Annotated in this window: 15 protein-coding genes; 2 read left to right on the forward strand and 13 right to left on the reverse strand. The window is 68.2% G+C overall.

The annotated features are described in order from the left end of the window. Positions 1-17 precede the first annotated feature (17 nt). From ABD089_RS11910 to ABD089_RS11925, 4 genes are read right to left on the reverse strand one after another with little or no spacing between them, the layout of a single operon-like run. A complete protein-coding gene (locus ABD089_RS11910; RefSeq protein WP_343886645.1) occupies positions 18-560 on the reverse strand; it encodes a sensor histidine kinase in 543 nt (180 codons plus the stop codon). 53 nt (positions 561-613) lie between these two features. Then, the gene (locus ABD089_RS11915; protein ID WP_343886646.1) at positions 614-1,153 is read right to left on the reverse strand and encodes a HAMP domain-containing protein; all 540 of its coding nucleotides are present in this window, start codon (positions 1,151-1,153) and stop codon (positions 614-616) included. Beyond that, the gene (locus ABD089_RS11920; protein ID WP_343886647.1) at positions 1,150-1,851 is read right to left on the reverse strand and encodes a response regulator transcription factor; all 702 of its coding nucleotides are present in this window, start codon (positions 1,849-1,851) and stop codon (positions 1,150-1,152) included. Before ABD089_RS11920 ends, ABD089_RS11915 begins: the two co-directional genes overlap by 4 nt. Before the next feature lie 18 nt (positions 1,852-1,869). Then, complete coding sequence (locus tag ABD089_RS11925) at positions 1,870-2,598, reverse strand: DUF6803 family protein (RefSeq protein WP_343886648.1); 729 nt, start codon at positions 2,596-2,598, stop codon at positions 1,870-1,872. Between the two features lie 218 nt (positions 2,599-2,816). Between ABD089_RS11925 and ABD089_RS11930 the strand changes: the two genes are divergently transcribed. After that, the gene (locus ABD089_RS11930; RefSeq protein WP_343886649.1) at positions 2,817-3,422 is read left to right on the forward strand and encodes an NAD(P)-dependent oxidoreductase; all 606 of its coding nucleotides are present in this window, start codon (positions 2,817-2,819) and stop codon (positions 3,420-3,422) included. A 64-nt stretch (positions 3,423-3,486) separates the two neighbouring features. Here ABD089_RS11930 and ABD089_RS11935 read toward each other — a convergent pair whose 3' ends face one another. From ABD089_RS11935 to ABD089_RS11960, 6 genes are all read right to left on the reverse strand, one after another. Beyond that, positions 3,487-4,803: a citrate synthase gene (locus ABD089_RS11935; protein ID WP_343886650.1), complete on the reverse strand. Its 1,317-nt coding sequence runs from the start codon at positions 4,801-4,803 to the stop codon at positions 3,487-3,489. Positions 4,804-5,057: 254 nt separating this feature from the next. Then, positions 5,058-5,693 carry a response regulator gene (locus ABD089_RS11940; RefSeq protein ID WP_343886651.1) on the reverse strand — a complete coding sequence of 212 codons (636 nt, stop codon included), beginning with the start codon at positions 5,691-5,693 and terminating at the stop codon, positions 5,058-5,060. Next, entirely contained in the window at positions 5,690-7,888 is a 2,199-nt protein-coding gene (locus tag ABD089_RS11945) for a sensor histidine kinase (RefSeq protein WP_343886693.1), read from the reverse strand. Before ABD089_RS11945 ends, ABD089_RS11940 begins: the two co-directional genes overlap by 4 nt. Positions 7,889-7,982: 94 nt before the next feature. Further along, positions 7,983-8,693: a hypothetical protein gene (locus tag ABD089_RS11950; protein ID WP_343886652.1), complete on the reverse strand. Its 711-nt coding sequence runs from the start codon at positions 8,691-8,693 to the stop codon at positions 7,983-7,985. 177 nt (positions 8,694-8,870) lie between these two features. Next, on the reverse strand, positions 8,871-11,267 hold the full coding sequence (locus tag ABD089_RS11955) for an ATP-binding cassette domain-containing protein (RefSeq protein WP_343886653.1): 2,397 nt from the start codon (positions 11,265-11,267) through the stop codon (positions 8,871-8,873). 68 nt (positions 11,268-11,335) lie between these two features. Then, on the reverse strand, positions 11,336-13,597 hold the full coding sequence (locus ABD089_RS11960; protein ID WP_343886654.1) for a glycoside hydrolase family 3 N-terminal domain-containing protein: 2,262 nt from the start codon (positions 13,595-13,597) through the stop codon (positions 11,336-11,338). Positions 13,598-13,857: 260 nt separating this feature from the next. Here ABD089_RS11960 and ABD089_RS11965 point away from each other — a divergent pair, with 260 nt between their 5' ends. Next, positions 13,858-14,589 carry an SDR family NAD(P)-dependent oxidoreductase gene (locus ABD089_RS11965; RefSeq protein WP_343886655.1) on the forward strand — a complete coding sequence of 244 codons (732 nt, stop codon included), beginning with the start codon at positions 13,858-13,860 and terminating at the stop codon, positions 14,587-14,589. A 26-nt stretch (positions 14,590-14,615) separates the two neighbouring features. Here the strand turns inward: ABD089_RS11965 and ABD089_RS11970 are convergent, their stop codons facing one another. The 3 genes from ABD089_RS11970 to ABD089_RS11980 are packed head-to-tail and all read right to left on the reverse strand — an operon-like array spanning position 14,616 to position 17,271. After that, positions 14,616-15,086, reverse strand: a complete 471-nt coding sequence (locus tag ABD089_RS11970) for a hypothetical protein (RefSeq protein ID WP_343886656.1) — start codon at positions 15,084-15,086, stop codon at positions 14,616-14,618. Further along, positions 15,083-16,273 carry a phosphatase domain-containing protein gene (locus ABD089_RS11975; protein WP_343886657.1) on the reverse strand — a complete coding sequence of 397 codons (1,191 nt, stop codon included), beginning with the start codon at positions 16,271-16,273 and terminating at the stop codon, positions 15,083-15,085. Before ABD089_RS11975 ends, ABD089_RS11970 begins: the two co-directional genes overlap by 4 nt. Next, positions 16,270-17,271, reverse strand: coding sequence for a diacylglycerol/lipid kinase family protein (locus ABD089_RS11980; protein ID WP_343886658.1), 1,002 nt, complete (start codon positions 17,269-17,271; stop codon positions 16,270-16,272). The genes ABD089_RS11975 and ABD089_RS11980 overlap by 4 nt, the downstream gene beginning before the upstream one ends. Positions 17,272-17,274: the final 3 nt, after the last annotated feature.

A 17,274-nucleotide genomic window follows, 5' to 3' on the forward strand; every position in this document is an offset into this window, starting at 1 on the left:
CTCGCCTTCCCTCGACCCTACGTCGGCGCTGGATTGTCCTGAAGTCCCCATCGAGGCGGGCTGGTGGGCAATCGCACCGTGAAGCGGGCACCGCGTCCCGAACCATCACTGTGTGCCTCGATGCTGCCGTTCAGCGACGAGACGATGGCGCGGCTGATGGACAGGCCGACCCCGGTGCCGCCGTCCACCTCGCGGGTGCGGGAGCTGTCGTCACGGTAGAAGCGTTCGAACAGGTGCGGCAGGGCGTCCTCGTGGATGCCGACGCCGGTGTCTGCCACCTCAAGGGCAACTCTGGCTCCCGCGTCCTCGAGCCTGGTCGTGATGTCGACCCGGTCGCCTGCCCTGGAGTGTTGGAGGGCATTGCGCAGGAGGTTGTCCAGCACCTGACCCAGCTGGGCGGGATCTGCATCGACCACCGCGCCGGCATCGCACTGTAGGCGCAGGCCCACGTCCGCGTCCTGGAAGAGGCGCCGGTGCGCCGAGGTGGTGGCGACCACGAACTGGTCCAGCTCGACGGGCTCCAGGTCGGTTGGCAGGCCACCCTCTTCGGCGCGCGACACGCGGAGATGTCGGCAGCAAGAGCCGTCAGCCGCTGGTTCTGCCGCAGCAGCACCTACAAGGTCTCGTCGTTCCAGGCGACGACCCCATCCTGCAATCCCTCGAGGGTCACCTGCACCGCAGCCAGCGGTGTGCGCAGCTCGTGCCCCAGGTCGGTGAGCATCCGACGGCGGGTGTTCTCGGTGGACGCGATCTGGGCAGCCATCTGGTTGAACTCCTCAGCGACCTCGCCCAACTCTGGGTCACCGGCGGCCAGCCGGACGGGTTGGTCGTAGTCCCCGCGGGACACTCGCGCAGCTCCCTCGATCAGGGCATCGAGGCCCCGGGCGAGGTTGCGGTTCACCAGCCACGCCGTCGCGACGGCGACCACCAGCGCCACCCCGAGCCCCACCACCAGGGAGACTGCGCCAGCTGCACGGAAGGCCTGTTCGGCATGGTCCAGCACCGCCGGTTGCCCGTGCCCGGCCTGGTGCATGTGCTGGGTGAAGACTGCCGGGCCCACCACCGTTGCGGTGACGACCGCCGTCAGTCCCATCGCGGCCAGCACCGCCACTTGCGTCCACAGCAGTCGTCGTCCCCAGCCCAGACCGGTCATCGGCCCGGACCCATCCGGTACCCGACCCCGCGCACCGTCTGCACGAAGCGGGACGAGGACGAGTCGTCGCCCAACTTCTTGCGCAGGTTGGCGACGTGCACGTCGACCAGGTGGTCGTCCCCGGCCCAGTCGTAACCCCAGACGTCTTCGAAGAGCCGCTGGCGAGTGAGCACCCGGCCGGGGTGGGAGGAGAGTGCGTCCAGCAGGTCGAACTCCGTGCGGGTCAGGTCGAGCACGACACCGTCCAGTTCCACCTCACGGGCGGCTGGACGCACGATGAGCGCGCCGAAGCGGCGCTCCTGTGTGACGTTGCTCACGCCAAACCGTGGCCGGCGCAACAGCACCTGCACCCGTGCCACCAGCTCTCGCGGGCTGAACGGCTTCGTCATGTAGTCGTCCGCGCCGACCGACAGGCCGACGAGGGTGTCGACCTCGTCCGCGCGGGCGGTGAGCATCAGCACATAGCAGTCGCTCCAGGTCCGCAGTCGGCGGCAGACCTCGATGCCGTCGAGTCCCGGTAGGCCGAGGTCGAGGACGATGACGTCGGGGCGCCAGTCCTCGGCCTGGGCGAGCGCGTCGAGGCCGTCGCCACTGATGCGGGTGACCATGCCGGCGCGCTCCAGGTAGTTGCGCACCGTGCCGGCGAGCACCGGTTCGTCGTCCACCACCAGCACCCGTGCAGCACCCCGTTCAGCCATGCCGTCCAGCCAACCAGATCAGCGCGTGGGGCTGGCGCTTGGCATCATCATGCCGGAGTGGTCCATGCCTGGCATGTTGCCCATGTCGTGGTTCATGCCCGGCATGTTGGAGTGGTCCATGCCCGAGTTGGCGCTCCAGCCGAGCACTGTCGGGTCGAGCATTCCCATGATCATCGCGACGTGCGCGACCACCAGGAAGATCGCGACAAAGGTGACGTGCAAGCGCTTGCGGTCGGCATCCGAGCGGCCCAACAGGCCCGCCTCCACCAGGCTGATGCCGAGCATCGGGAGCGATCCGAGCAGGTAGGCCGACACGGCGATCACGTCAGCAGCCCCTCGCCACTGGCCGTGCACGGTCAGCGGGTAGACCGCATGGATGAGCAGGTTCACGGTGATGAACACCCAGACCGGCCCGGCCAGCAACCCCGCCCAGCGGCTCAGGTTGCCGACCCAACCCGGAGCACCGGGGTTCAGGAGCAGCACCATCTCGCTGATCGCGAGAATCTCGGCAAGCACCACCGGCAGGGCCATGAACAACAGCAGGTTCCAGGGCTGGCGCACCGACAGCAGACCCATGTAGTGGGTCATGGACATTCCGTCCATGGCCGAGCCTCCGGTGGTGAGGTCTCCGGCGACCACCGCGAGGACGAGAGCCAGCAGCGAGCCACCGCCCAGCAGGAAGAGGCCGCCGATGTCGCGGCCACGCGGAGCGGGGGACGGGAACGTGGTGTCAACTGGGGAGGTCATGCCAATGACTCTGGCGGTCGAACTTCCAGCCACGGCCAAGACTTCCTCAAGAACAGATCAAGAAGGAACTGCACGGATCAAGAAGGACCGCACTGATCAAGAACGAACTGCACAGATCAAGAAGGAACTGGCCCGGGCACTGGAACAAAGCGGACGGCCGTGTAGTTCCCCAGAGCAGCGGCCACTTCGGACCGCGCGGACTTCTGGGAGTTAGAGCAATGAAGATCACCGTCATCGGGGCCACCGGCATGGTTGGCCAGCGCCTGGTCGCCGAGGCCGCCTCGCGTGGGCACCAGGTTGTTGCGGTCAGCCGTTCGGGCCAGCAGGTGGAAGGTGCCAGCAGCGCCCTCGGGCTCGACATCAACGACACCGCCGCCCTGGTCGAGGCCATCGACGCCGCCGATGCAGCCGTCATCACGGTCCCCGGCCCCCGCGACGGACGTTCCGACCAGATCATCGCGCCCCACCGTGCCCTGATCGCCAACCCGCCGGCGAAGCGGGTGCTGGTCGTGGGCGGCGCCGGCTCCCTGTTCGCGTCCGAGGGCGTCCGACTCAAGGACAGCCCCGACTTCCCCGCCGACTACCTCCCCGAGGCGGCCGCCTTCACCACCGTCCTCCAGGACTACGAGGCCAGCGAGGGCATCGACTGGACCATGATCTCCCCCGCCCCCGTGTTGACTCCCGGTGAGCGCACCGGCAGCTATGTCGAGGGCACCGACTCACCGGTCGGGGATTCGGTCAGCGCCGAGGACCTGTCGGTCGCGATCGTCGACGAGCTGGAGCGCGGCAACCACCGCAACCAGCGATTCACCGTCGCGAACTGAAGCAGATGTCTGGCCGGAGGCACCCTCGGCACGATGGGGGCGCGAAATCCCGGCCTGGTGAATCTCAGCGGTCGGCCCGGGGCACCCAGCGTGCCTCGGGCACGCCCGTGTAGACCTGGCGTGGCCGCTGGATCCGCTGGGCGGAGTCGTCGCGGACTTCCTTCCAGTGGGCGATCCACCCGGGCGTGCGTCCGATCGCGAACATCACCGTGAACATGTTCAGCGGAATCCCCAAGGCGCGCAGGATGATGCCTGAGTAGAAGTCGACGTTCGGGTAGAGCTTGCGCTCGACGAAGTAGTCGTCCGCCAGCGCGGCCTGCTCCAGTTCCATCGCCAGCGGCAGCGTCGGGTCGTTGACCTGCATCGACTCCAGCAGCTCATCCGCGGCATTCTTCAGCAGCCTCGCGCGCGGGTCGAAGTTGCGGTAGACGCGGTGCCCGAAGCCCATCAGCTTCACGCCCGATTTCTTGTCCTTGACCTGGGCGAGCATGTGCTGGGCGCTGGTGCCGTCGCGGCGCATCCGCTCCAGCATCTGCACCACCTCGACGTTGGCGCCGCCGTGCAAGGGACCCCACAGAGCCGAGACGCCCGCCGAGGCCGCGGCGTACATGTTGGCCTGGCCGGAGGCGACCATCCGCACGGTCGAGGTGGAGCAGTTCTGCTCGTGGTCGGCGTGCAGGACGAAGAACAGGTTCAACGCCCTGGCCGCCTCCGGGGAGGGGTCGTGGTCGTCATAGGGCACCGAGAACATCATGTGCAGCAGGTTGCGGACGTAGTCCAGGTCTGGTCGCGGATAGATCAGCGGCTCCCCGATGGACGACTTGTAGGAGGCGGCGGCGATGGTCCGCACCCGGCTCATCAGGCGCGTGGCGGCGAGCTGGAAGCTCTCCTCGTCGGTCACCCGCGGACGATAGTGGGTGCTCATCGCGTTGATCATGCTCGACATGATCGCCATCGGGTGCCCGTTTGCCGGGAAGGCGTCGAAGTGCTTGTTCATGTCGTGGTGCAAGGCGGCGTGGTGGGTGAACAGCTCCGAGAAGCGGGTCCGCTCCTCCTCGTCCGGCAGCTGCCCGTAGATCAGCAGCCAGGCGGTCTCGATGAAGGAGATCTTGTTCTTCGCCAACTCCTCGATCGGGATACCGCGGTAGCGCAGGAGACCTTGCTCACCGTCGATGTAGGTGATGGACGAGCGGCAGGACGCGGTGTTGGCGAAGCTCGTGTCGAGGGTGGTCAGCCCAGTTTGGGCACGGAGCTGGGAGATGTCGAGGTGTCGTTCGCCGGTGGTGGAGACGACAACGGGGAGCTCGTGCTCCACCCCGTCGATCACCAGCTTTGCGGTGGCCGGCTCGGCCTGGTCGGTGGTGGCCTGTCTCGTGGTCACGTCGTCCCCCTCCGGGATGTTGGGCGGGGTCGAACCCCGTCCGCAGTCTAGGAAGCGCCCCCGTGACAGGGTCTTCGTCCCACCCACCGGCCCCATTTCCGGGCTGGATGTGACGAATCCCACAATCACTTGTGCCGAGAGTGACTTGTGCCGAGAGTCCTTCGCCACGCAGGAGAGCCTGGTGCGGACCCCAGGGCTGACCTCACCAGCTGACCTGACCGTGTGACACCGCGCCGGCTGGGATCGTCCTGGCGTCAGTCAGTGAACCAGCCGTCGCCATAAGCCTGGCGCAGCATCTCCGCGACGCCTGGCACCGGACGCAGCTGGCGGTACTTGGCCAGCGCGCGGCGCAGGTAGGTCGCTACGCTGGCGTCGCTGGCCGGTGGCTCCAGCATCCGTCCGACCGCCTTGCGCGGCACCCCGGCGTGCAGCAGCTGCAACACCTGAACCTCGCGGGGCGACAGGTGCGGGACGAGCGTCGGGTCTTCAACCAGGGCGTGGGCTACTTCACTGCCCACGACCTCCCCTCCGGCCGCGACAGCTTCGACAGCGGCCACCAACTCATCGACCGGGTCGGACTTCAGCACCAGCCCCCGAGCCCCGGCTGCCATGGCACGACGGACCGGCACAGGTCGGGACTCGGCCGTGTAGAGCAGGCTCGGAATCTTTCGTAGTGCGAGTTCAGCAACCACACCTGGGCCGTCCAAGCGGTCCCCGAGAAGCAGGTCGACGATGGCGACGTCAACCGCCACACCATCCATCGCGGCCATGAAGTCCTTCGACGTCGTCCCATGCAGGACGGTGCCGACGCGGCCGCCCGACATGAACGACAAACCCTCGAGCGCGGTGTGGACGATGGGGTGGTCGTCCAGCAGCGCCACGCGGATCATGACCGCGACCCCAACCGAGCAAGATCCCCGTCAGCCTGCACTCGGAGTCCCTTGTCATGCCAGCTGTCCACCTGTTCTGGGGACGCTGCGACGACGACGGCCTGCACCGAACCGCTGGCCGGGTCATGGCTGATCGTCACCTCCTGCCCCGAGCTCGGGGGCGATCCGAGGGCGGAGACGAGGTCGGCAGCGCTCGCGCTGGACGCAGCGTCAAGCTGTTCCGGGAGCGCCAGCCGCAAGCACCAGCCATCCGCCCTCGCCGACCCCGCGATCGCGCAGAGCGTTGCGGCCGATGGTCCGAAGCGCATCTCGTCTCGCAGCGTTGCGGCCAGCGACCCCGCCTGCGCCCGGGTCTCGGGAGCGGCGGGGTCAACCCGTCCCGCAGCGACGTCGTGGAGCAACGCAAGGCTGGGCGCCAGTGAGTGCTGGGACCACCATGCGCGGATGCCGGCTCGGGAGGCCGCCAGGCCTTCGGCCCGAACCGCCTGCCGTTGCTGGTCTTCGCGCCGGGCCCGTTGCTGGGTGAGCACATGGGCGACCGCCAGGGCTGCGAATCCGCATACCGCGATGTTCAACACGGCAACCACGGCGCCCACCATGGGGCCGGTGGTGCTTGCCGTGCCGAATCTGGCGACCATCGAAATGGGGACGACCAACACCATCAGCACCGCGACGGCGAAGCCGCGGCGCAGCGACGAGGTGAGCAGCACGACCTGGACCATCGCCGCCAGGCCGCCGGACATCCACAGCAGATAGCCGTCGACCGACGTGGTGGGGACGATGCAGAGGTTGACCCCCCACGCCACGAGCGCGATGGCCACCAGGGCCAGGTGCTGGGCGGTGGTGGGACGGCGCGCGGCACGCCTGGCCAGCAGCAGCGCCAGGACGATCGCCGCGACCGTGATGACGAGGCCCAGCATCGGTGCCGTCGTCTGTTCGGCCATCAGCGCGGCCGTGATGAGGGTAGCCACCAGTCCGGGTACGGCGCTCAACACGAGCTGGGACCGTTCCCGAGGTGGCACACCGATGGCTGACGGGCGGTTCCACTGGGGTTTGGCGGGCCATTCCAGCAGCACCTCAGTGCCGTTGCCCGGTGCGGTGATGACGCGGGCACTGCCTCCCAGCTCGGTCAACCTTTGTCGCACGGAATGGCGCAGCCCGAGGCCGGAGGTCGGGGCCGCCGGGTCGAAACCATGGCCGTCGTCCCGCACGCGGACGCGGTGCCGCCCGTCGGGGGTGTTGCGCAGTTCGACCCAACAATGTCTGGCTTCCGAATGGCGCTGCGCGTTGGCCACCAACTCCCGCACGGCCGCCGTCACCTCGTCGGCGACGATCCCCGGCATGCCGCGGCAGTCTCCGACGACCTGCACGGGGACGGGCCCCGACGGCAGCGCGGAGAGCCGGGACGCCAGGCTGTCGACGACCGGGGCGGGCCGGCGGTGGTTCACGGCAGCCAGTTCCGTGGCCGCCAGCGTCCTCAGGTACGACACCGCGACTCCGCCGCAGGACATCGCGGACAGCGCCTGCAGGACATGGTCGTGCACCAGCCTCGCTGCCTCGTGCGAGGCCGTCGACTCGGCCTCGGCAGCCTCCCGGCGCAGCTGGGTCGCGCGGAGCTGCCTGACGGCAAGATCCTGCTTACGGGCCAGTGACCGTAGCGCGTCCACGAAGAGCGCGAGGGTCACCACGGGGTGGATCACGAACAGCCACTGGAGCAGCGCCAGCCGCCACGGGCGCCCCAGTTCGGCCACCGACCAGGCCTCCAGGAGGCCGACCGTAGCCATGATGAGGGCGAGCGAGATCCAACGCCGCGGGAACTGCGGCACGGCCAGGGACATGATGACCATGGGGGTGGCCCAGGTGCCGGGCGACCAGTCGAACTGACCGAGCGGCGTGCCGCCGAGCCGGACGGACCCGGCAGCCAGCAGCAGTGCGCTCACAACGATGGAAACCGGCTGGTGACGGCGCAGCATCAGGCTGAGGCTGGAGGCCTGTGCTGCCATCACCAGAAAAGCCCCGGAGCGGCCCCCGATCTCGGGCCGGGTCAACAACGGGACGAGGCTCCCGGACGAGCCGATCATCACCACGACGGCGAGCGCCGCCATGGCACCGATCCCCCGCTCCGTCGCGGATTCACTGACCAGGTGGGACCCACTCTGGCCGGGACCGTTATCGGCGCGGACCGGCACGTTCATGGGCACGCGATCACCCTAGGGACAAAACACCGCCGCCACGCGATGGTCCAGCGGACTGGCCATGCCTGGCAGCGGTGACTTGGTGTCTGTGAGGTCAGCGGGTGCTGGTCGGCGATGCCGAGGACGCGGTGTCGGCGTTGAAGCCGGTGGTGACGCGCCACACGCGGGGGGTGGTCGAGGAGACCTTCGTCGCGTAGGTTCCCGTGGAACTGGCAGTCAGCGTCTTGGCGGTCACCCAGACGCCGCTGGAGTTGCGGTACTGGACGTTCAACGGAGCGCTCGGCCACCCCACGTACTTGGCGACCATGCGGGAGACAGAAAAGCGCATCGCCTGGCCCTTGAATGACACGTAGTTGCCGTTCTTGCTGGTGGACAGGCCCACCTTCGAGGCGCGACGGATGTACAGCGTCCCCTTGGTGGTGTCGCGGGCCTGAACGTCCTCGCCCCTGGCGTCCGTTCCGAAGATGTCGCTCGGACCAAAGGTGTACGCGCCGAAGGCGTCGCCAAGGGAAGGGCAGAACTCGAACTCGGTGCTGATCCTCCCGTCGTTGGTGAGGTAACCCATCAGGGTGCTGCCCTTCGTGACATCAGCGTCGACGAAGTCAAGGCTGTATCCGGAAGTGGTCGAGACCCGTGCCAGTACGGGGAAGTAGGCGCAGGAGGCGGAACTCACCTTCTGGGCCGGGAGGTTCCATCTGGTGAGGTTGAGTCGTGCGTCGTCGGCGTGGGCCGGTGACGAGGGAAGGCCGGTCGCAGCAACGGCGACGACCGCGATGGAGGCCGCAAGGCGACGGACGGTGTTCATGGGTACTCCTTTGCACCAGCTGTGAGATCTGGACCAATGGAACACCCACCGACTGCCCCGGGCCGGGGTGAGCCGAACCCGCACAGCAATACCTCAGCCAGGCGAGTACATCGCGATCGCCGCCTGGCACCTGCTGCAGGCCGGGGACCTGCGAGAGCGTTGCCTGGGCTACCCGGCTCACGACATCCGGCTCAAGGGCTCCCCCACGTAGTCCCGCAGGTGCTGGCCGGTCAGCGTCGACGCGCTCTCGACCAGGTCGGCGGGCGTTCCCTCGTAGACCACCCGTCCGCCCTCGTGGCCCGCCCCGGGACCCATGTCGATGATCCAGTCGGCATGCGCCATGACGGCCTGGTGGTGCTCGATCACCAGCACCGACTTCCCGGCATCCACGAGCCGGTCGAGCATCCCCAACAGGTTCTCCACGTCGGCCAGGTGGAGGCCCGTGGTTGGCTCGTCCAGCACGATCACCTGTTCCTTGCCACCCATCTCGGCCGCCAGCTTCAACCGCTGTCGCTCACCACCCGACAAGGTGTTCAACGGTTGGCCCAGCGTCAGGTAGCCCAGACCCACGTCCACCATGCGCGCCAGCACCGTCTTGGCGGCGGGGACCTTCGCGTCACCAGCGGAGAAGAAGTCCAGCGCCTCGGTCGCCGGGAGCGCCAGCACCTCGGCAATGTTGAGCCCGCCCAGCGTGTACTGCAGCACCTCGGAGTTGAAACGCTTGCCCTCGCAGTCCTCGCAGACGGTGGTGACCCCCTGCATGAAACCCATCTCGGTGTAGATCGTCCCGGCGCCATTGCAGGTCGGGCAGGCGCCCTCGGAGTTGGCGCTGAACAGGGCTGGTTTCACGCCATTGGCCTTCGCGAAGGCCTTGCGGATCGGCTCCAGGACGCCCGTCCACGTCGCCGGGTTTGACCGGCGCGACCCGGTGATCGCGCCTTGGTCAATCAGCGCAACGCCATCGCGCTTGGCCAGCGACCCGGCCACCAGCGAACTCTTGCCCGACCCGGCGACGCCGGTGAGCACCACCAGCACCCCCAGCGGGATGTCCACGTCGACGTCCTGCAGGTTGTTCATCGATGCCCCGCGCACCTCGATCGCGCCACTGGGCGTGCGCACGGACGACTTCACCTGCGCAAGGTCGTCCAGGTGGCGCCCGGTCAGCGTGCCGGACTTCCGCAGGGCGGCCAGCGTCCCCTCGAAACAGACCTGACCACCGTGGGTGCCCGCGCCCGGACCGAGGTCGACCACGTGGTCGGCGATCACGATCATCTCGGGCTTGTGCTCGACCACAAGCACCGTGTTGCCCTTGTCGCGCAGTTGGACGAGCAGTTCGTTCATCCGGGCGATGTCGTGCGGATGGAGGCCGATGGACGGCTCGTCGAAGACATAGGTGACGTCGGTGAGCGCGGAGCCGAGGTGGCGGATCATCTTCGTCCGCTGCGCCTCGCCGCCGGACAGGGTGCTGGCCGGGCGGTCCAGCGAGAGGTAGCCCAGCCCGATCGAGCAGAAGGAGTCGAGGAGGTCCTGCAGGCCCTTCAGCAGGGTCGCGGCGGACGGTTCGTCGATGCCGCGCACCCATGCGGCGAGGTCGGAGATCTGCATCCGGCAGGCGTCCGCGATGGAGACCCCGTCGATCGTGGAGGCCCGGGCACCCTGGGAGAGGCGGGTGCCCTCGCACTCGGGGCAGGTCTGGAAGACGATCGCGCGCTGCACGAAGGCGCGGACGTGGGGTTGCAGCGCGTCCACCTCCTTGCTGAGCATCGACTTGTTGATCTTGGGGATGAGGCCCTCGAAGGTGACGTTGATGCCGTCCACCTTGATGCGGGTGCCCTCCCTGTGGAGCAGGTCGTCCAGCTCACGCTTGGTGAAGTCCTTGATGGGCTTGTCGGGGTCGAAGAAGCCCGAGCCCTTGTAGATGCGGCCGTACCAGCCGTCCATCGAGTAGCCGGGGATCTTCAACGCACCCTGCGCGAGGCTCAGTTCGGCGTCGTAGAGCTCGTCGAGGTCGAAGTCGCTGACCCGACCCATGCCCTCACAACGCGGGCACATGCCGCCTGTGACGGTGAACTTCTTCACCTCCTTGACCTGGCGTCCGCCCTTCTCGACCGTGATGGCACCACCCCCGCTGACCGAGGGGACGTTGAAGGAGTAGGCCTTCGGGCCACCGATGTGCGGCATCGCAAGCCGGCTGAACAGGATGCGCAGCATCGCGTTCGCATCCGTGGCGGTGCCGACCGTGGAGCGCGGGTTGGAACCCATCCGTTCCTGGTCGACGGTGATCACTGTGGTCAGGCCCTCGAGGTGGTCGACCTCGGGACGCGAGGTCGTGTCCATGAAGCCCTGGATGAAGGCCGGGTAGGTCTCGTTGATCATCCGCTGGCTCTCGGCGGCGATCGTCTCGAACACCAGCGAGCTCTTGCCCGACCCGGACACACCCGTGAAGACCGTCAGACGACGCTTTGGGATCTCCAGCGAGACGTCCTTGAGGTTGTTCTCGCGAGCGCCCTGGACGCGGATCAGGTCATGTCGGTCGGCGGGGTGCTGCCCAGTGCTGGGGCGCTGCTCGGTCATGGAGAGGATTCTTCCCTACCCCACTGACAGTTTTGGCTCCAGCACTGTCGACTCCCGTGGAAGGTGGATCAGCAGGAGGGGTGCTGCTCCCGCGCCACCACCTCGAAGCTGGCCGCCAGCAGGTCCTGCGTCCGAGAGCTGTGGCCCACCAGCAGCTCGAAGGCGCCCGCCTCGACGACGCGGCGCTCATGCCGGTCGACGATCGTGCACGCGCTCACCGGGAGGTCGATCTGCAACAGCCGCGACTCCCCCGCCTCGAGGTCGACCTGCTGGAAGTGCTTGAGTTCCCGGTCGGCCCAGGTGACGGAGGTGACGACATCGCGGACGTAGACCTGCACGGTCTCTCGTCCCGGCCGGCTGCCGGTGTTGCGGACGACGACCGTGGCATGCAACATCTCCTCCTCGGTGACCTCCGGGTTGGTGACCAGCAGGTCGGAGTACTCGAACCGCGTGTAGCCCAGGCCTTGGCCGAAGCCGTAGAGCGGGTCGAAGGTGAGGTCGGCGTAGCCCTGGCCGTGCACCCCGCGGACCTGGTTGTAGAACAGCGGCTGCTGCCCGACGTGGCGCGGGATCGAGATCGGCAGGCGCCCCGAGGGCTCGATCGCCCCGGTCAACAGTTCGGCGAAGGCCAGGCCACCGCGCATGCCCGGGTTGAAGGCCCACACCAGCGCAGCGGCATTGCGCGCCGACTCGGGCAGGACGAGCGGCTTGCCGGAGACCACGACCACCACCATCGGCGTGCCGGTCGCGGCGACCGCGTCCAGCAACGCCACCTGTCCGCCCATCAGCTCCAGCGTCGCGGTGGAGCGTCCCTCCCCGGTCAGGGCGATGTTGTCGCCGACGACGACCACGGCGACGTCCGCTGCCCGGGCGGCCTCGACTGCGCGGTCGAACTCGGCCTGGTCGATCGGCTCGGGCTGGAACTCCGGGTAGAAGGGCTGCCCGTCCGGCAACACGCCCATCTGCTCGCTCTGGCCGATCCCAACGCCGCGGACGTGGGTCAGCTTCCAGCCCTGCGGTGCGACCTGCTGCAGGCCGGTCCAGATGGTCTCGGTCAGCTCGCGCGGCAGGTAGTCGGCCATCCACTCCACCTGCCCGGACCCACCGGCCCAGTCGCCGAGCTGGTTCTGCACGTCGTCCGCATTCGGGCCGACCACCGCGACCTTCAGCGACGACGAACGATCCAGTGGCAACAGCGCATCCTCGTTGCGGAGCAGGACGAGCGAGCGGCGCGCCTGCTCCAGGGCCAGCTCGCGGTGCTCGGCGGTGCCGATGACGGCCTGCTGGCGTTCGGAGTCGGCGTGGCGCGGGTTCTCGAACAGTCCGAGGGCGAACTTCAGCGCGAGGATGCGGCGTACTTGGTCGTCCACCTGCGCCTCGGTCACCAAGCCCTTGGCGACGGCATCCTGCGCGCCCTCGAAGAAGGTGGGGGTGGTCATCACGAAGTCGTTGCCGCAGGTGATGGCGATGGCGGCTGCCTCGGTGATGTCGGCGGCGACCTTCTGGTCGGTGACCAGCGACCCTACATTGTTCCAGTCGGTGACCAGCGTGCCGGTGAAGCCCCACTCGCCGCGCAGCACGTCGGAGAGCACCCATTCGTTGGCGGTGATCGGGATGCCGTCGATGGACTCGTAGCCGAGCATGAAGGAACGGCAGCCAGCCCGGGCCACTCGCTCGAAGGGCGGCAGGAACCAGCTGCGCAGCTTGCGGCGGCTGATGTCGGCCTCGGACGCGTCGCGTCCGCCGATCGTCTCGGAGTAGCCGGCGAAGTGCTTCGCGCAGGCCAGGATCGCAGTCGGGTCGTCCAGGCCGGACCCCTGGTAGCCCTCGACCATCGCGACGCCCAGCTCGCCGAGCAGGTGCGGGTCCTCGCCGAAGGTCTCGTCCACGCGTCCCCAGCGCAGGTCACGGCCGATGCACAGCACCGGAGAGAAGGTCCAGTGGATGCCCGTCGGTGCCACCTCGACGGCGGTCATCCGCGCGCCGGCACGCACCAGGTCGGGGTTCCAGGTGCAGGCCATGCCCAGCTGCGAGGGCAGGATTGTCGCTCCCGGCCAGAAGGAGTGGCCGTGGATGCAGTCGTCGGCGACCACCAGCGGGATCCGCAGGCGGGTCTGCTGGACGAGGTCATGGGCAACGGCCAAACGCTCCGGCGGCGTGTGCAGGATGGAACCGGCATGACGATTGAGGACGATGTCCTCCAGATCTTCCTGGGCATTGAGCTGCAGCATCTGCCCGACCTTCTCGAGCAGGGTCATTCGGCCCAACAGGTCTTCGACGCGCTCGGCGATCGACAGGGACGGGTCAAGGTAGGGCTGCGCTGCACTCATGCGCCTGATCCTGCCACGGCGAAGGCTGCGTCGTGTTGCTGGGGACGCGTTGCTCGGCTGGCCGGAGGCACCCGTCGACCAGCTCGGTGATTGTGGTCGCTTGAAACATGAAGGCCCTTGGCTAACTTTTAGTAGATGAAGCCAAGGGCCTTGAATACGCATCCAGTTCCGCGGCGCGGCTCCCACAAGCTAGCAGCGAGGTGGCAACGGACCCCCTTGCAGGGTGTACTGGCAGGGAACCCCTGACGAGAGGCACAAGGATGAGACGGGTCCTGGTGACCGGCGCGACCGAGGGAATCGGGCGCGCCACCGCCGAGCAACTCCTCGCGGCCGGCCACTGCGTGGTGCTGCACGCCCGCAACCGCGAACGTCTGGAGACGGTACGCCCGCTGCTCGAGGCCGGGGCCAAGAAGGTGCTCGGCGACCTGGGAAACCTCGACGAACTCCGCGGAATGGCCGACCGGGTCAACGAGATGGGGCCGCTGGACGCTGTCGTCCACAATGCCGGGACGATGGACGACCACCTGGTGCTCCCGGTCAACGTGGTGGCGCCCTATGTGCTCACCGCCCTGATCGCGCGTCCGTCCCGGATCGTCTACGTCAGCAGCAGCATGCACCGCGGTGGCGACCCTGACCTGACCGGCATCGACTGGAGCGGCCGGACCATCACCCGCAGCTACTCCGACTCGCAGCTCTACGTCACCACCTTGATGGAGGCCATCGCGCGCCTGTGGCCGGCGGTGCGGGCCCACGCCGTCGACCCCGGCTGGGTGCCGACCCGGATGGGTGGTCCTTCCGCTCCTGATGACCTCGGGCTGGCGCACCAGACCCAGGCATGGTTGGCGACCAGCGAGGAACCGGACGTGTGTTGCAGCGGTGGCTACTGGTTCCACCATGGCCGGGAGAAGCCGCATCCGGCCGCGCTGGACTACGAGTTCCAGCAGGAGCTGCTGGAGTCCCTCGCTCGATACACGAAGGTGCGGATCGCCTGACCTCAGCTCGCGGCGATACCAACCGCTCAGCTCGCGGCGATACCGCCGACGGTCAGCACGACCAGCAGTGGCCAACCCAGCGCGGTGACCAGCGCCCAGATGCCGCGGGTGTCCCCCGCCTTCTGGGCAATCCAACCCAGCACGCCAGCTGCAATCTCGGCGAGAAGGCCAAGCCCAACCCCGGCGAAACCGGCCCACATCCACCCCTTCGCGGCGTCAGCGGACCCGTCGGTGGGCAACTTGTCCATCGTCGGGATCGGCCCCGGCAGCCGGACCAGCAGCGCCTGCCCGTGGGTGAAGCAGACGATCCCCACCACGGCCAGCACCACGCCGGCCACGGCCAGTGCCAGACCCCGAGCGCCGGCCGGGATGCGGACGAGGTCATCCTCGGCCTGGGTTCCAGCGTGGATGTCGTCGGTGGACGTGCTTCCGATGGATGTGCTTCCAGTGGATGTGCTGCCAGTGGACGTGCTGCCCGGGGCGTCGGTTCTGCTCACCGCGGCAGTCTAGTCGCGAGGGACCGCTCGGCCATCGCCGTGTCGCGGGCGAACAGGTCCTGCATCCACTGACGCTGCTCGTCATCCTCGAATTGGATCTGGCCCAACTCCTGCGTGGCCTCGTCGATCACCGTCCGGAGCCCCTCGGCCGAGAGGAGTCCCAGCTCCAAAGCCTTGGCCGCCGCCCCCACATAGGTGTCGTGGAACCAGATCCTCTTGGCAGCCCACTCGGCCCGCTTGTCATCAGTGGTGTCCACGACGTCGTGGATGAAGACGCCCCGCACCACGTCCCCGAAGCGCTCCAAGATGCGCTCGCCCACCTTCACGTCCCCCTGCCCGGAGTCGCCCATGAAGATCATGTGGTGCTCGGGGAAGAGCTCGACGTAGTGCTCGATGTTGGCCACCTTCTTTCCGGCCATCGCGTCCAGGCTGCGCAACGAGAAAAGACTTCCCGACAGCATCGTGAGGTCGGCGACCCCGGCCTTGTTCAGCGACTCGCGCGAGTGGTGGGCGATCAGCCCGAAGACGTCGCCGGGACGGGCGGTCACGAAGGTGATGTCGCCCATCGAGATGGGCTGGTCGTCTGGTTCGAGGTCCAGTGCCTCCTGGAAGGCGAGCGCGCCCGGGTAGACGATGCCCTTCGGGTAGCGCTTGTCGTGCAGCTTGCAGAAGACGGTGTCGTCGATGTCGCTCAGCACCTTGGCCTCGGTGCGCGGCACCGACGCGGCCTGCTCGGCGATGTGGTCGAGGATGCGCTGGCGGACGTCCTTGTCGTCGATCGCGATGTAGACCAGCCCCTCGAGGTCGTGCTGGTCCTTGCGCAGGCTCACGATGTTCTTGAACTTCGTCAGCTCGGAGCCCTGTAGGTGGCAGATGATGTCGGCGATCCGGTGCTCGTCCTCAATACCGGTGCGCCCGCTCTGCAGCGCCCGGACGATGGCCGCCAGCGCATGCAGATCGAGCTCGGGACGTCGACGCTCCAGCACCTGCACCAAACGGGCGTGGTTGTCGGGCCCGAAGAGGCGGTTGTCCATCGAGTCCATCAGGCGCTCGGCTGTCTCGTCGTCCAGCAGCTCGTTCAGCTCCGCCCCGGGCATCGCCTCGATGACGGCGAGCACCTCGTGCTCCTGGTCGGCGTTGGTGTGGCCGTCCAGCAGTGCCTGGACCAGCGAATTGGTGGTGGTCATGGTCGTCCTTCCGGAATGCAGACGTCGAGGGCCTGGTGGCGCAACCTGAAGGTCGCGCGCGTGATGGGTCCGTGGACGTCGCCGTCCAGTTGCAGCAACAGGGGCTCAACGGTTTCGACCTCCACCGTGCGGGCCTGGCGGCGCGACACCAAGCGACGTGGTGCGTCGAGCCTCGGGATGACTGCCCGCGCGACCCCGAACCATTGCCAGGGCCTGGTCACATGGCAGATCAGGACGTCCAACAGGTCGTCATCGATGACGGCGCCGGGGAACACCTGCACCCCGCCGGGGATGCGCGGGGTGTTGCCGACCAGCACGCTCCACACCAGCAGGCTCTGCAGGCCAGTCGCGTCCATGCCGACCCGCATCGGCAACGCCGGACGGACGGCGTGCCGCAGCCCCGACTCGAAGTAGGCCAGCCAACCCGCGCGACGCTTCAGGCCGCCGCGAGTGCCGTCGACGGTTTCCGCGTCGCGCCCGACGCCCGCCAGCACCAGGAAGGCGTGGTGTTCTCGGCCGGCGGGTCCGTCGAAGCTGGCGAGGCCGAGGTCGACGCGGGCCTGCCGGGTGCCCATGGCGACGTCGCAGCAGGCGGTCAGGTTCCGGGGACGCAGCCCGATGTTGCGGGCGAAGATGTTCGCGGTGCCGGTGGGCATGATGCCGATCGCGACCCCGCTACCAGCCAGTTCCTTGGCGACCGCGCGGACGGTCCCGTCACCACCGGCCACCACCAGGCGGTCGGCGCCAGCGGCCAGGGCGACGCGCGCCTGGCCGGGCCCCGGGTCGTCCCGGTTGGTCTCATGGACGGTCAGCGATGCTCCGACAGAATCGCAGCGGGCTCGCACCAGCTCGGCCACCAGCCCAGCCCGGTTGCCGATCGGGTTCAGCACCAGGTGCACCGAGGCTGGCGTTGGCCCCTCCTGCGGCTGGGCGGCCAGCGGCAACTTGGGGGCGCTGAACTGGTCCGCACGGAAGTGGGCAGCCTGGACGTGGCGCATAGG

This window comes from Luteococcus sanguinis (assembly GCF_039527675.1).
Classification (GTDB): domain Bacteria; phylum Actinomycetota; class Actinomycetes; order Propionibacteriales; family Propionibacteriaceae; genus Luteococcus; species Luteococcus sanguinis.

Bases quoted from the DNA above. Each gene is read 5' to 3' on its own strand.
- ABD089_RS11980 (WP_343886658.1), bottom strand. From the start codon at position 17,271: ATGCGCCACGTCCAGGCTGCCCACTTCCGTGCGGACCAGTTCAGCGCC.
- ABD089_RS11920 (WP_343886647.1), bottom strand. From the start codon at position 1,851: ATGGCTGAACGGGGTGCTGCACGGGTGCTGGTGGTGGACGACGAACCG.
- ABD089_RS11925 (WP_343886648.1), bottom strand. From the start codon at position 2,598: ATGACCTCCCCAGTTGACACCACGTTCCCGTCCCCCGCTCCGCGTGGC.
- ABD089_RS11945 (WP_343886693.1), bottom strand. From the start codon at position 7,888: ATGAACGTGCCGGTCCGCGCCGATAACGGTCCCGGCCAGAGTGGGTCC.
- ABD089_RS11915 (WP_343886646.1), bottom strand. From the start codon at position 1,153: ATGACCGGTCTGGGCTGGGGACGACGACTGCTGTGGACGCAAGTGGCG.
- ABD089_RS11940 (WP_343886651.1), bottom strand. From the start codon at position 5,693: ATGATCCGCGTGGCGCTGCTGGACGACCACCCCATCGTCCACACCGCG.
- ABD089_RS11950 (WP_343886652.1), bottom strand. From the start codon at position 8,693: ATGAACACCGTCCGTCGCCTTGCGGCCTCCATCGCGGTCGTCGCCGTT.
- ABD089_RS11975 (WP_343886657.1), bottom strand. From the start codon at position 16,273: ATGACCACCACCAATTCGCTGGTCCAGGCACTGCTGGACGGCCACACC.
- ABD089_RS11930 (WP_343886649.1), top strand. From the start codon at position 2,817: ATGAAGATCACCGTCATCGGGGCCACCGGCATGGTTGGCCAGCGCCTG.
- ABD089_RS11965 (WP_343886655.1), top strand. From the start codon at position 13,858: ATGAGACGGGTCCTGGTGACCGGCGCGACCGAGGGAATCGGGCGCGCC.
- ABD089_RS11955 (WP_343886653.1), bottom strand. From the start codon at position 11,267: ATGACCGAGCAGCGCCCCAGCACTGGGCAGCACCCCGCCGACCGACAT.
- ABD089_RS11960 (WP_343886654.1), bottom strand. From the start codon at position 13,597: ATGAGTGCAGCGCAGCCCTACCTTGACCCGTCCCTGTCGATCGCCGAG.